Origin of the sequence: Clostridium sp. AWRP, from assembly GCF_004006395.2 — a bacterium.
In the GTDB taxonomy this organism is placed as follows: domain Bacteria; phylum Bacillota; class Clostridia; order Clostridiales; family Clostridiaceae; genus Clostridium_B.
In genome coordinates this window covers 600,444-616,278 of the sequence record NZ_CP029758.2, presented here as the reverse complement: position 1 = coordinate 616,278, position 15,835 = coordinate 600,444, and the positions used below count along the sequence as shown (strand labels likewise).

Annotated in this window: 10 protein-coding genes; 1 reads left to right on the top strand and 9 read right to left on the bottom strand. The window is 30.2% G+C overall.

Annotation, left to right across the window (positions count from 1 at the left end; genetic code table 11):
- From DMR38_RS02765 to DMR38_RS02750, 4 genes are all read right to left on the bottom strand, one after another.
- A complete protein-coding gene (locus DMR38_RS02765; RefSeq protein ID WP_127719897.1) occupies nt 1–1,605 on the bottom strand; it encodes a S41 family peptidase in 1,605 nt (534 codons plus the stop codon).
- 145 nt (nt 1,606–1,750) lie between these two features.
- The gene (locus tag DMR38_RS02760; RefSeq protein ID WP_127719896.1) at nt 1,751–3,835 is read right to left on the bottom strand and encodes a leucine-rich repeat domain-containing protein; all 2,085 of its coding nucleotides are present in this window, start codon (nt 3,833–3,835) and stop codon (nt 1,751–1,753) included.
- Between the two features lie 30 nt (nt 3,836–3,865).
- Complete coding sequence (locus DMR38_RS02755) at nt 3,866–5,935, bottom strand: leucine-rich repeat domain-containing protein (RefSeq protein WP_127719895.1); 2,070 nt, start codon at nt 5,933–5,935, stop codon at nt 3,866–3,868.
- Nucleotides 5,936–5,965: 30 nt separating this feature from the next.
- The gene (locus tag DMR38_RS02750) at nt 5,966–8,632 is read right to left on the bottom strand and encodes a YhgE/Pip domain-containing protein (RefSeq protein ID WP_127719894.1); all 2,667 of its coding nucleotides are present in this window, start codon (nt 8,630–8,632) and stop codon (nt 5,966–5,968) included.
- Between the two features lie 324 nt (nt 8,633–8,956).
- On the opposite strand from DMR38_RS02750, the gene DMR38_RS22475 reads away from it, so the two are divergent.
- On the top strand, nt 8,957–9,079 hold the full coding sequence (locus DMR38_RS22475) for a hypothetical protein (RefSeq protein WP_279230802.1): 123 nt from the start codon (nt 8,957–8,959) through the stop codon (nt 9,077–9,079).
- A 194-nt stretch (nt 9,080–9,273) separates the two neighbouring features.
- Here DMR38_RS22475 and DMR38_RS02745 read toward each other — a convergent pair whose 3' ends face one another.
- The 5 genes from DMR38_RS02745 to proB all read right to left on the bottom strand — a co-directional run bounded on the left by DMR38_RS02745 (nt 9,274) and on the right by proB (nt 15,769).
- The gene (locus DMR38_RS02745) at nt 9,274–10,977 is read right to left on the bottom strand and encodes a methyl-accepting chemotaxis protein (RefSeq protein ID WP_127719893.1); all 1,704 of its coding nucleotides are present in this window, start codon (nt 10,975–10,977) and stop codon (nt 9,274–9,276) included.
- Nucleotides 10,978–11,253: 276 nt separating this feature from the next.
- Entirely contained in the window at nt 11,254–13,269 is a 2,016-nt protein-coding gene (locus tag DMR38_RS02740) for a penicillin-binding transpeptidase domain-containing protein (protein ID WP_127719892.1), read from the bottom strand.
- Nucleotides 13,270–13,281: 12 nt separating this feature from the next.
- Nucleotides 13,282–13,506 (bottom strand): PC4/YdbC family ssDNA-binding protein, encoded by a 225-nt coding sequence (locus DMR38_RS02735; protein WP_127719891.1) that lies wholly within the window; start codon nt 13,504–13,506, stop codon nt 13,282–13,284.
- Nucleotides 13,507–13,695: 189 nt separating this feature from the next.
- Nucleotides 13,696–14,952, bottom strand: a complete 1,257-nt coding sequence (locus DMR38_RS02730; protein WP_127719890.1) for a glutamate-5-semialdehyde dehydrogenase — start codon at nt 14,950–14,952, stop codon at nt 13,696–13,698.
- 16 nt (nt 14,953–14,968) lie between these two features.
- Nucleotides 14,969–15,769: a glutamate 5-kinase gene (proB, locus tag DMR38_RS02725; protein WP_127719889.1), complete on the bottom strand. Its 801-nt coding sequence runs from the start codon at nt 15,767–15,769 to the stop codon at nt 14,969–14,971.
- Nucleotides 15,770–15,835 lie beyond the last annotated feature (66 nt).

Sequence of the window (15,835 nt, the reverse complement as noted above, 5' to 3'; positions counted from 1 at the left end):
TTAATTTTTAACAGTAACTGGCTTTATAGTGTCATTAACCTTTATATAGTAAGTCTTTCCTTTTTCTAATTTTTCTTGTGGCACAATAACTACCTTGTTGTCTTTTATACTGCCTATTTTAAAAGCAGCCCTTTTACCAGTAGTACCATTTATAATTTCCGTATTTATTTTATCCTTCATATCAGAACTTATTTTTTTGTTAAAAATTACAGTAAATTCTTTGTCCTGTGGCACCTGCTGCATTGTATCTAAAACCTTATCTTCTGGATAAAAAAACTTATATATATTGCTAAAGTATTCTTCCGGAACCTTTGCCCATCCATCTTTAGTGCCTATACAAATTTGTGATCTATCTATATTATTCACTATATACTTAAAGGCAGACCAATATTCCTCATTTTTAGCAATACTTAAATCTATATAAAATTTTTCATTACTTATTGTAACTTTTAGAAGTCCTTGCTGGTCTGTTCCATCTTTGCACTGTCCTGACAATAATTGTGCTACTGCTAAAGAATTCTCATTACCTGTATCAAAATCAGGTTTTATTCCTACTTTTTGTATTGTATTACCTGCAGGAGAATAAAACTTTTCTACAGTTAGCTTCAATGTTCCTCCATCTGAAAGGTCAAACATCTGCTGTGCCACACCTTTTCCATAAGTAGTATTTCCTATAAAAAAAGCTTTTTTATAATCCTTCACTGCTGCAGAGAGTATTTCAGAAGCACTGGCAGTATATTTATCCACCAAAAATATAGTAGGCTTGTCTATCGTATTTCGTTGTTCTCCTGCCAGATATCCTATTTTTTCACCACTCTTATTTTGAACTATAAGTGCTAAATTTTTTCCTATGAAATTTCCTGCTACATTTAGGGCGGAATCCATATATCCTCCACCATTATCTCTCAGGTCTATTATGTACCTTGCAGGTTTATTTGCTTGAAGCTCTTTTAACTTTTCATTAAACTTTTGTGATGTGTCTTCTCCAAAAGATGCTATGTGGATATATGCAGTATTACTATCCACCATTTTTCCATCTACTATTGGAATGCTTACCTCTCCCCTTTTTACAGAAAAACTTAATACCTTGTCCTGTCTTTGAATTACAAGATTAACATTTGTATTTTCATCTCCTTTAATATATGAAGAAGCTTGATCAAGTGTTATATTAGCAAGAGAATGGGAATTTGCAGAAATTATAATATCCCCTTCCTTAAGCCCTACATTTTCTGCTGGAGAATTTGCAACTACAGAATCTATTTTTATCCCTGAAGGAACCTGAGACATATATATGCCTATTCCATAGATTTTATTATTTATTGAATTTAAAAAATTTGTCTCTTCCTCTTTAGAAAAATACTCAGTATATGGATCATTAAGTTTTTTCAGTGCTTCATCTATACTAGATGCATTTAATACCCCGTCTGGTATATTGTCTACATAATAAGTTTTAATATCGTTTTTCACTTGATTTAGTACTTGTGACGGGTCCGCTGCCGCTGCCGTAAATGAAAAACCAAGTAAAAAAAATATAGTCCAAAATACCACAAATAATTTTTTCGCAGATAATCTCATATCTAATCTTCTCATTGAGTTACTTTTCATATAGTAATCCTCCCAAAATTGTTATAGGTTGTAATTTAAATTTGTCATTATATGATATTTTATAATTCAACTTACAATCTAGAAACTCTATAATTAATGAAATAATTATATCATTATTGAACATTTACTTCCATTGAAATTTATGTTATTTGCTCACTGTAACTCGGGAGGATATGGCATTAATTTGACCTTCGGGCACTTTATTATTAGTTATTATAAGATCTTTTAATTTATCTAAGGAATTAACTGCACTTATATCCGATATATAGTTGTCACTAGCATCAATACTTTCTAAACTATAAAGAGATGCTACAGGAGACAAATCCGAAACTAAATTATTTCCAAAAGATAAAGTTTTCAGATCTTTCATTCCTCTAACTGCACTTATGGTACTTATACTGTTTTTATCTATATATAACTTTCTGAGATATTTCATATTTTCAAGACAATTTATATTACTTATGTTGTTACCATATAAGTATAAGTTTTTCATATAAATTAAATTAGAGAGAGGACTTATATCACTTATATAATTTGATTTTAAACTCAAAGTTTCTAAATTTTTCAAATTTGATAAAGCCCCTATATTTTTTATACTATCATTATCTAATCTTAATTCCTTAAGTTCAGCTAAATTTTCAAGTCCACTAATAGATGTAAGATTATTAATGTCACAAGCAGTAATCCATTTTAACTTTGTAAGATTATTCAGAGATTCAAAAGCACTTATACTAGTTTTATTTGCAGATAATCTCTCTAAATCCTTAAGTTTTGAAATTGGACTGAGATTGCTTACTTTATCTTCATTTATATTCAAATCTGTAAGATTTAAAAGATAACTCAGTGGAGATAAATCTGAAACTTTAGTTTTGTCCACATCCAGCGACTCTAAATCCGAAAAATTTTCTATTCCTGAAAGTGAAGATATATTTGTGTTTCCTAAATTTAAAGTTTTCAAATTAACCAAATCTTTAATACAAGAAATATCCGAAATGCTCGTATCTGTGGCTTCTATACAAGTAAGATTAGTTAAATCTTTAATTGGATCTAAAGCACTAACATCAGTATCTGTAATATATAAATTTTGTAAACTTTCTAAATCCTTTAAAGGGGTTAAATCAGATATCCCATTTTTACCTATATTTAATACTTTAAGATCTGTTAAATTTTCTATTCCTGAAAGGTCTGTAATACCTTTATCCCAAAGATTTAATTCTACTACGTTGTCAAGTTCTCCCTTTTTAATATCCCCTTCGGGCTTTTCAATTTTATTCCTAATTTCTCTTTCTAAACTAGCATCTTTAAAGGTTACTACTACATTTGGATCTTCTACCAGCTCATTTAAATTGTTTATGCTATAAATTTCTTTGTTTCTGTATTTCACCCATTGCAATCTTTTAAATTTTTTAAGCTCCTTTAAATCACTTATTTTATCCTTGTCCAAATTAAGTTTTTTCAAATTTGGGAGGTCCTTCAAAGGACTTATTTGTGTAAACGGATTCTCATCAAGGTAAAGTACACTTACATTTTTCAAATTATCCAAATCTTCTATATCATCAATACTGTTTTTACTTAAAATAAGGGTACTAACGTTAGTTAAATCTTTTAATTTTTCTCCATCTTCTATAACATTGTTCTCTAGGTTTACTGTTTTTAGTTTCTTTAGATCTTTAAGATAACTTGGATTATCTATTTGATTTTTCGATAAATCAATTTCCTTTAAATTTTCTAATTTTGAAAGAGGTTCTATGTCTTTAATTTTGTTGTTCCTTAAAACAATTCTTTCTAATTTATATAACTTTTCAAGAGGCGTTAAATCTGATATTTTATTTTTGCATAAGTTTAACTTTTGAATATACCTAAGATATTTAATAGGAGATATATCTTCTATTTCATTATTACTTAAATCTAAAGTTTTAAGATTTTCCAGATATTCGATTCCTGAAATATCCTTTATTCCTTTACCTTCTACATCAAGTTTAGTTAAACCATACACATTATTTCTAGTAATATTTCCTTTAGGTTTATTTATTGCTTCCCTTACAGCCTTATCTAAATTTTCATCTTTAAATTGTATATTATTTGTGTTTTGTATGTTAGTTCCAAATACTTTATTAAATATAGCATTTGTATCCTCTATTTTTGTGGGACCTGCTAAAGCTGAAGTACTATATACACAAGCTATTATTCCCGCAGCGCATATGAAAATTTTAACCTTTCTCTTGTTCATAAAATTGCCTCCTTATTAAAAATATAGGATTTAATCCGTTACATCTATGTCTTTAGATATTGAATTTATTATATATTTAGGAACATCAGTATTTGTAAGAGTTAGATTTTTAAGTGATGTCATATTATTTATAGGACTTATATCATAAATGCTGTTATCTCCTACATCCAAAGTCTCAAGCTTTGTGAGGTTTCCAAGCTTTGATATCCTTGTTATATCGTTCTTACTCAAGTACAAGGTCTTTAGATTTTTCATGCTTGAAAGTGAAGATACATCACTTATTTTATTACTGTCAAGATATACTCTTACCATATTGCCCATTTCCGAAAGAGACACTATATCATTTATATTGTTATTTGAAAGGTATAGACTTTGAATGTTCTTTGCATTTTTAAGTGGTGTTATATCACTTATTTTATTTTTCATAAGGCTTACAAGTTGTAAATCGTTTAATTTCTTTACTGCACTTATATCCTTTATTTGGTTTGAGTCACCGCGTATTTCTTTTAATTTAACTGCAGAATTTATGCCCTCTAAACTTGTAAGTTTATTTTCATCTACTAATAGTCTTGTAAGTTTTGTATTATCTCTTAAAGGAATTAAGGAGCTTACTTTATTTTTATTTATGGATAGTGTTTCAAGTTCAGGCATAAAAGCAGTACAATTTATACTGGATATATTATTTTCATCTAATGAAAGGGAAGTTAAATTTACCAAGCTATCTAAGCTATCTATATCTGTAATATGATTTTTACTCAAATCTAAGCTTTCTAGATTTTCCAGACCTTTAAGACTTTCTATATCCGTTATATCGTTATCACTTAAATTCAAGGTTTCAAGATTTGTTAAGCTTTCAATAGGACTTATATCTGAAATTTTTGTCCCACATACCTGAAGCTTCTTTAAATTAGTTAAATCTTCCAAGTCATCTAGTTTTTCAATTTTACTTCCGTTTAAGTACAACTGCTCCAAGTTATCCAGATATTTTATATTGCTCAAGTCTACTATGTCATCTTTACTTAAATTTAAAGATCTTAATCTTATTAAATTTTCTATACCAGAAAGGTCCTTTATGCCTTTGTCAAACAAATCCAAATCACTTATAAACTCCACATCATATTTATAAAGACTTCCAGAAGGCTTATCTATTTTATTCCTAATTGCTTTTTCTAAATTAGCATCTTTAAATGTAACTTCTACATTGGCATCATCCACTATATTATTCAATTTATCAAAATCAGTTATTTCTTGCCCGTCATATTTAAGCCATACTAAATTTTCAAATTTGCTGTTATTAAAATCTTTTATATTGTCAATCTTATCTTTATCTAAAGATATTCTTTTAAGATTCTTAAGTTCTAAAAGTGGTTTTCCATTATTAAATGGATTTTGATCTAAATATAGCTTAGTTAGGTTTGTCAAATTATTTAAAGGGGTTACATCCTTTATATTATTTTTAGAAAGGTACAAACTTTGCAAATTATAAAGATGCTTTAAATATGATACATCTGATATTTTATTATCATCTAGCATAAGAGTCTTTAATCCATTTAAACTCCACAGTGCTCCTAAATTTTCAATTTTATTGCTGCTTAAAGTAAGTTCTCTCAAGGAGTCCCTTCCTGCTAGCGGATCTATATTTTTAATTTCATTATTTGCTGCATTTAATTTTTCAAGATGCTTTAAATGTATAAGAGGTGTTAAATTTTTTATCTCATTTTCATATAGATATAAAGTATTAAGTTGTTTTAAATTAGCTATAGGGGTCAAATCTTCTATTTTATTAAAGCTTGCATCTAACCTTTCTAGATTATTTAGTCTCTCAAGTCCGCTTAAACTCCTTATATCCTTATTTGTTATACTAAGTTTAGTTATACCTGAAATGTCACTTACAGTTATAGGCTCATTTATCTTATTAAGTTTCTCTCTTATAGCTTTATCCAAATTTTTATCTGGAAAAACTATACCGTTGTCTATATTGTCATAATATGAACTTGAATCACCATTATAGTCTCCTGCATATACTTTTGACACTAAGGGTGGAAAACATGAACATACAAAAGTAATTGCAAGTATTAGACATATTTTTCTCCTATTCATAATTTTATACCGGAATATATTCCGATATATTCACCTCTTTTCAATAAAATTTTCCTTCATGGCCTTCTCTTCAATTTCTCTAAGATCCAAAATTAAATTAAATTTTATAGAATACTTTTTGAATACTAAAGAGCAAATTAAAGATGCTGCTAAAAATATAGATAACACTATCACATCATTTTGGAGGACACTATAGTCTATTCCCCAATCTATCTCTCTCATTGCAGATATAGAATATGTAAAAGGTAAAAATGGACCTATAGTTTTAAAAAATTTAGGTAATAATTCCCCAGGGAATGTACCATTTGAGGAAGTAAGTTGTAATATTAAGGCTATTATTGCCATAAGCCTTCCTGCATCTCCAAATAAAAATACGAAATTTTGTATTATAGCTATAAATACAAAAGACAGAAATATATTAAAGGTAAAATATATTGTAACATTAGAAGGCTTAAGTCCAAGTGCCATAACTGCAGCACTTAAAAGTACAGCTTGAATCGTTCCTACAGCACAATAAGAAAGATATTTGCCTATAATTCTTGCAGGAAGCTTGATTTTTAAATTTGGATTTACATTCTCACTAATTAAAAAGAACATCAAAAGTGCACCAACCCAGATTCCCAGACTTATAAAGTATGGTGCCAGTCCTTGTCCATATCCACCTACATCATACAAAGGCTTATCTTTTACATTTAGTGGACTTGACATAAAATTTCCCATGTCCTTGCTGCTTGGAACCATTTTGTCTGAAAGCTTTTCAGCGCCATCTGCCAATTTGTCATGCAGCTCTGCCACACCTTCATACAATTTATTTACACCATCTTGTAAATCAGGTATCTTATCTTTAAGAGTTTTTATACCATCTCTAAGAGTACCTGAACCGTCATATAATTTAAAAAGTCCATCTGACAAATCTGTAGACCCATCATAAAGTTTCTGAACACCTGACTCAACATCTGGTACCTTGTTATTGAGCTCTCCCAATTTATCTGTTAAAGTTTTAGAACCATCCTGTATTTTAAATAAGCCATCAGATAAATCTACAGAGCCATCATAAAGGGTACTAACTCCGTTACTAAGTTCTGGGACAGAGTCTTTAAGCCTGCCAATTCCATCTGTTAAATTTTGAGAACCATTATACAGCGTATCTGTACCATCTTTTAAATCTTCAGTCTTATCATATAGTTCACCTAATCCATCATTTAATTTTTTTGCACCCGCATCTAGCTTATCAATTCCATCTATAAGTTGTTTCACACTCTCTAATGCCGATTTTATATTGCTTACAGTACTTTCTAAAAACTTCACCTGAGTATCAAGCTCACTGCAAACAGCATATGTATTGCTGCTTTTATCTAATTTACTCATTAAGCTTTCTATACTAGTAGAAACACTTTGAAGGTATGAATTTGTATTATTTAGGATACCCATTATCTTAGAATAATCTAATTCTCCACCATCCGCCAAGTCCTTCAATTGACCCTGCAGCAATTGCAAATTGTAGACTATAATTTGAGATATTGGCTTTAAATTGCTATTATCCGGTATTTGGTTATCTACAGTACTTGCAATATATGTTAATCTCTGAACTTCAGGATAAACATTTCGTACAATATATTGCCTATTTTTTTCTATTTGTACTTTAGCTGTACTCTCTGCATCTCCAACTCCGGATTTAACCTGATCAAGTCCATCTTTTAACTGCTTTGATCCATCTTTAAGTTTTCCCACACCATCCACTAAATCAGGCATATTGTCGTCCATTTCGTGAAGTCCATCTTGCAGTGATGTAGATCCATCATAAAGTTTGTCAATTCCATCTGATAAATCAGGAATCTTACCACTTAATGAATTAATTCCATTTCTAAGTGACTTACTTCCATCTGCAGCATCTCCTATTTTATCAGTTATAGTAGAAGAACCTTTTAAAAGCTTGTTCACCCCATCTATAAGATCAGGCATTTTCCCATTTAAAGTTCCAAGTCCATCCCTCAGCTCATTACTTCCATCTGCAGCATCATTTATTTTATTAGTCAAAGTGGAAGCTCCATTATATAGTTTGTCCATACCATTTTCCATAGATGGAACAGCATCTTTCATATCCGTAACTCCATCTTTAATCTGGGAAGTTCCATTAGATGCACTTTCCATTCCATCTCTCAATTCATACATACTGTCGTAAACTTTTATTCCAATATTATATATCATACTTTTATTTATACTATCTTTTACTGCAATAGCTGCTTTATCAGATATAAGGCCTACTACATAATTTTTTTTCTTATTAGTAACAAATATTAAATTAGGTTTTTCTAAAATTCCTTTATCAGCTTGTACCATACGTTTTGTAAAATCTTTTGGTATAATAAACATTGCATAATACTTACCCTGTTCCAAATACTCTTTGGAGTTCTTAAGATCTTTAGAAAATTTCCATTTAAGATCTTTATTATCTTTTAAATTATTTACAATATCATTTCCATAATTTACTTCTTTATCATCAATTTTACCACCTGAATCTATATTTACAACAGCTACTGGAATGTTTTCTGTTTTTGAATATGGATCCCAAAAAGCTGCAAGATACATACCTCCATATATAAGAGGTATACATATTATAGCAGATAATCCAAGCAGCATAAGTTTACTACTAAGTATATTACGAATATCAGCCCATACTACTTTAAAAAAGTTCATGCTATCTCCTCTCTTGAAACTTTATAAATAAAATCAATGTTGTAAATATAAAAAGATGCCTAAAGTTTACAATTTGTAAATATGCCTAATTTAATATAACTGACTGGTCAGTTATATTAAACACCTTTTTTATATTTCTGTCAATAAGTTACGGGAAACTTAATTATTGATATTTAGTCACATATAATTCCACATTATGTAGTAATATATTATCTTACAACAATTCATAATATTGAAATAGTAATTTATTTATTATATAATTAAATTACATAATAAATTATATTAAATTTATTATTATAATTACATAATAGAAGGAGCTATAACATGAAAGAACAACTTTCTCCAATAGAATTGCACAAAAAGCATATAAAAACTGCTACTACAATTTTTTTTATAGCATTAATATTAGCAGTATCTATAATAACCTATATCATATCATCCACTTAAAATAAAAATGGCAGAACCTTAAAGTTCCGCCATTTTTTAAAGGACAATTGACAGAGGACATAGGACAGTGAATGTAAGTTTTCTTCCTTATGTCAGAAAATTAATTTATTTTTTGAAGCTTGTTTTGCTAATGCAAAACAAGCTTCAAATTTATATAAATCAGCAATATTTTTATATGTGCCAAAGTTGACATATTAATTATTTATTCTAAACTTAATTATATTTTCCTTAAGATTTTCTGTCATACTTTCAAGATTCTCTGCAACTTCATATACTTTATTTGCAGACTTACTCATTTCAGCACTGGAAGCTGCTATTTCCTCAGTAGATGCAGCCATCTCTTCTGCAGTAGCTGAGGTTTCTTCTACACTACTCACTATTTTATCTTTGCTTTTTTCTAGATTGTCTACGGATACATTCACTTTTTGAATTTTAGGTATTATATTATTAACCGCATAAGTTATATTAGTAAAAGCTTCTACAGATTCATTTATGGAATTAGTTTGATTTACAATTTCATTATCCATCTCTGAAGTTTCCTTTACTATGGCTCCTATTTTATTAGAAAGCAATTTAATTAAACTATCTATACTTGTAGAAGACTCCTTAGTTTGTGCAGCTAATTTTCTTACTTCCTCTGCCACAACTGCAAAACCTTTTCCAGCTTCTCCAGCCCTAGCTGCTTCTATAGCTGCATTTAAAGCTAACAGGTTAGTTTGATCTGAAATACTGTTTATAATATTAGTTATATCATTTATTTTCAGCACATTACTGCTAAACTCCGTTATATCATCCTTAAACATTTTAAAAGAATCATTTACTTTTGTAATAGACTTTTCTATATTAGGCAGTTTTTCACTATTTTCTTTTGCCATACTGTCTATCTCATTAGAGCTTCTATCTATTTCATTTATATCCTCAACTATCTTAGACAATTCATTGCTAAAGGAATCTATAACCTCATTTACAGCAACTAATTCTTGTGCCTGATTTGTGTTTGCTCCAGCCACCTGATTTATAGTCTGGGATACATCACTTGAAGATCCAGATAATTCTTTAGAAATCAGAACCAAACTATTTGATTTATCAAGTATAGTTTTAAAATCATTTCTAATTGTATACAATAAACTATTTACAGATTTTCTCATACCTTCTATACCTTTGGCTAAAACTCCTCCTTCATCTTTATAATTCAAGTATTCTCCAGGAACTTCTTTAGTAAAATCTCCTTTTGATAAAGTGTTCATATATCCTGCAGAATAAAGTAATACTTTAGTTATCTTGGATACAAAAATATTTGCTGCTATAACGGACAATATAGCTATTAATATCACAATAATGCCTATGCTTTTAAAAACTTCAAATATTTGATTATTTATTACACTTTTACTAATGCCTATAAAAAACATTCCCAGTACATTTCCTTCATTATCCTTGATTGGTTTATATATTACCTCATAGGGTACATTCAATATTTTTGTTTCTCCCCTAAAATCTTCTCCAGATTTCAACACTTTATTTGAAACCTCAGATAAGGCTTTTGTATTTATAGCTCTATTTCCCTTGTTCATTACCGTCGTAGAAATCCTTGTATCTTTTAAAAATATAGTAACTTCTTCACCCGTCTCCGCTTTTATAGAATCTACAAATTTAGTATCTCCACTTATAAGTTTACTTCCCTTGTATAATTTTCCTTTTTTTTCTTTCCATGCTCCACTATATTTTTCATCTAATAACTTTAAAGCCATACCAGAATTTGATTTCAGTTGGTTTGAATAGCTTTCGTCTGTTATATTACTTAAATTATGATGTACTAATATAAGAACTGAAACACTTAAAATCAGAATGATACATACTATTAAAAGATTTATTTTACCCCTAACTTTTAGATTTTTCATTTACACTCCCCCTGAAAATATAAATATAATTTTATGAAAACGTTTATTTAATTTATTTAAAAAAAGTCAGAGCACTGCTTCCGACTTTTTGTCCTGTTTTTAATTTCTTTCACCTTAAATAAATTAAAAATTTATTTATTTCCTTTATATACTATTATATCAAAAATTTAAATTATATTCCACATTGCAACTAAACTTATCAACGAATCCTATTTAGTCGCTTTCATAAAGTGTGTAAAAGTATTACAATAGATAACCATCAAACAAAATATAGCCCTATCTTGCCTGTTCAAATACACTTTTGACTATAGGAACCACATAATGGCTGCCTCCCTTTTCTTTAGCATTTTCCACCATGGCTATTACTAAAAGCTTTGGGTTATCCACGTTAACTGCAGCAAACCATCCAACTTCTGTTCCACTAGTGTCCTCCTGTGAAGCCTTTATCTCTGCAGTGCCTGTCTTTCCTGCCAAATTCATTCCAGATATATATGCTTCATGTCCCGTCCCTTTAGGATTTGAAACTACCTGTTCCAGGTCATTTAAAATAATATTTGCATCTTCTTTAGGATATACAGCTTTTTTCCATATCTGTGCTCTAGCATTATCTTTATATATAAGGTATGGTTTTATAATATTTCCTTCATTCACAAAAGAATCATACATTGCCATTAAGTGAACTGGATTTAATAGAATTTCTCCCTGGCCATATCCGCTGTCTGCCAGCTGCACCTCTGTTTTTATATTTCCTTTTGAAGCTAATTGTGATTTAGAGAGTCCATACTCAAAAGGCATTCTCTCACCTAGCCCCCAATTTTTAAGTTCTGTCTCCATAGTGTCTTTTCCAATATCCAGTGCAACTTTTGCAAAATATATATTATCTGAATAAACAAGAGCATTCAAAAGATTGCTAGGCTCGCCATAATCCTCTACTCGTGTAACATAATACTTTCCCCAACTGCTGTCTTTTTGCCATTTAAGTCCAGAAATATTTTTAGACACTTGTGGATTTAATTTACCATCCTTTAAACCTATTGCTGCTGTAATAGGCTTGAAAACAGATCCAGGAACCACATTGCTCTGAAATCTATTGTATAAAGGTCTTCTCTTATCTTCATTTAAAGTTTTCCAAGTATCACTTGACATACCCATTACAAAATCATTAGGATCAAAAGAAGGAGTACTTACAAGGGCTAGAACCTCACCCGTTTTAGGATTCATGCTAACACCCATACCAGCATCCTGCTGCAATTCATTATATAGTAAACTTTGAATTTTAGAATCTATAGTAAGTTTTATATCTTTTCCATTATGTACTTTTCTCTTTATAAGAGTCTTTTTTTTCTTATTATTTTTATCTACAATATAAATTTCATATCCGTTTTGAGCTCTTAAAGTACTTTCATATATTTGTTCTAATCCTGATTTACCTATTACATCATCAGGTCCATAATTTTTATTTATTTTTAATTCTTCTGCAGTAACTTTATGTACATACCCTGTTAAATGTGCAGCTGCATTTTTTAATGGATACACTCTCTCCTTTATATACTGTACTTTTACTCCCGAAATTCTTTGAAGTACAGCTAGACTACTATCGTCTTCCTGTACTACCTTTATAGGTACAAACATATCCTTTTTTACATAAGATGCAGAGAGTCTCTTATGTATATCTTCTTTTGAAATGTTTAATAAGGCAGCTACATTTTCCTTAGATTTTTCACCATTTTGTTCTAAAGCTTCAGGTACAATCCCAATTTGTGCTGCCCGCCCATCCTCTGCTATAGGATTGCCATTTCTATCATAAATCGTACCTCTTTTTCCCTGTACAGTATCTATCCTTATTTTATTTCCTTCTTTTAAATCCGGAAATATATTAGAAGGACTCCACTCTACTCTCCAATCTGTTTTGCCGTTGTCCTTTTCTTTTTTCAAACTTATACTGTTTGAAAAATCTAATTTACCTGCTGCAGTATCCATACTTACCTTTATTGGCACTTTTGCAATTCCATCTTCATATTTTATGTCACTGCTGCTGTCAATCTTTACATTTATATTCTTTGCTTCTATTCCACTGTAAATATTATTGTAACGACTCACAAAATCTTTTTTAGCAATCCTAGATTTACTATCTTTATCCATCTTACTGTACATTAAATCATAGTTGTATTTTGTCCATGCATCTATGTAACTATTTAAACTACTTTTTACCATATTACTTTTGCTGCTGCACGCAGTGACTGTAAATATAGATAAGACTATGAAAATACACCACAAAAATTTATATTTCATAAAATCATACCTCTAAGACAAATCCATATTATTTAATATGTTTTTTAACTCCCTCAGTTCTTCTACAGTTAGAGTAACTCCTTTTCCCATTTTGTCATGTTCTTGTGACCAATCCCTTATATCGTATTTAGCCATTCTATCATTCCAGCTTACTAAATTTAATTCTTTCTTCCATCCTTTAGGCGACTCTGATAATACTCCTTTATTCTCTTTTATTTCATATTTTATACCTGCCATTTTATACACCTCTTAAAATCAAAAATTTATTTTCTATATTATACCATAATTACAGAATACTCTCCATTTAAGAATTTTAATCAAAAATTAAACTCCTGAGTATACGATTCTCAGAAGTTCAATTTAAATTTAATCAATGAATCTTACTTAGTAGGAGTGTTACAGTAGATAGACATCAGATAAAAATCTCTATTTTCGTATCTGTCCTTCTCCATAGATTACATACTTTGATGTAGTAAGTTCATTTAACCCCATAGGTCCTCTCGCATGAAGCTTCTGGGTACTTATACCTATTTCGGCACCAAATCCAAACTGCTCACCATCAGTAAATCTAGTAGATGCATTTACATAAACTGCCGCAGCATCAACTTCATTTAAAAATCTTTGAGAGGAATTGTAATCATTTGTTATTATAGATTCAGAATGTTTTGTTCCATATTTATAAATATGATCTATAGCTTCATCCAGTGAATTCACTACTTTTACAGCCAATATCAAATCTAGGAATTCTGTATCATAGTCCTCTTCCGTTGCCAATTTTGCATAGGGAATCAATTTTTTCGTTTCACTGCATCCTCTTATTTCAACTCCCAAACTTTTTAAAGTTTCTCCCAAATGAGGCAAAAACCTTTCAGCAGCGTTTCTGTGTACAAGCAATGTTTCCATAGCATTGCAAACTGCTGGTCTTTGAGTTTTTGCATTTACCACTATATTTTCTGCCATATTTAAATCTGCACTTTCATCCACATAAACGTGACAATTTCCTATACCAGTTTGAATTACAGGCACTGTAGAATTCTTTACTATGGAATTGATAAGTCCCCTGCCCCCTCTTGGTATGAGCACATCTACATATTCGTTAAGTTTCATCAAAGTCTCTACTGCTTCTCTTTCAGTTATATCTATGAATTCAATAGCTCCTTCTGGAAATCCGGCACTCACAGCAGCTTTATTTATTGTATTGTATATAGCTACATTGGAGTTTATTGCTTCTTTTCCTCCTCTTAAAATAACTGAATTTCCACTTTTAAGACAAAGTGCAGCAGCATCCACAGTTACATTTGGCCTAGCTTCATATATTATTCCTATTGTTCCAAGAGGTACTCTAACTTTTCCAATACGCAGTCCATTAGGCCTTTTCCACATTTTAGACACTTCACCGATAGGGTCTGGAAGTGAGGCAACTTTAATAAGTCCGCCTGCCATAGAATCTATCCTCTTTTGGTTTAATTCAAGCCTGTCGATAAAAGCTTTACCTTTACCTGATTTTTTAGCATTATCGAGATCTAACTTATTAGCTTGTAAAATAAGTTCTTTGTTATTTTGAAGTGCCTCTGCCATATCATTTAAAGCTTTATTTTTTAAATTCGGACCCATATTAGATAATATTCTTGCAGCCCTACTTGCAGTTTTAGCTTTTTCTACAACATAACTATCTATATCCACCTCTATAATCCTCCTTTTATTTTTCTGCTTCAAATAAAGTTCCAATTTCCTTATTTGAAACTATATCTTCTATAACAGAATCCTGAGATCCATTTGCTATTATCATAGATATCCCCGATGACACTGCTATTTTTGCAGCCTTAATTTTAGTATACATACCACCTGTTCCAACACTGCTGTGAGATCCCTTACTGCAATCTTCAATTTCCTTAGTTATTTTAGGAACACAGCTTATTAATTTGGCATCTTTATTCGATTGGGGATCGGAACTATAAAGTCCATCAATATCTGAGAGCAATATAAGGAGATCTGCATGAATAGTCTTTGCAATCAAGGCTGAAAGAGTATCATTATCACCAAATTTTATTTCCTCTACCGCAACTGCATCATTTTCATTAACTATTGGTACTACTCCACGTTTTAAAAGTGCTGTGAAAGTATTTTGGGCATTAGTATAATTGTCTACAATATCCAGATCATTTTTTGTAAGTAAAATCTGAGCTACTATTTTGCCATGTTCTGAAAATATTTTTTCATATGTATTCAAAAGTATTCCCTGCCCGATAGCCGCAGCAGCTTGCTTTTCACATATGTCTTTTGGCTTTGTTTTAAGTCCTAGCTTCAAAAATCCAACACCAATAGCTCCAGAAGTTACTAAAACTACACTTTTACCTTGATTTTGCAAATAACAAATTTGTCTTACTATCTCTTCTATTCTATACAAATCCAAAGATCCATCTTCGGTTATAAGAGTAGAAGTACCTACCTTAACTACAACTTTTTTAGCATCTTTTAAATATTTTTCTCTAATGTTCATTTTTTACTCCCCACAAACGATTTTACTTTTATATACTCAACCTTTACACATACGAAATTTTTTTAA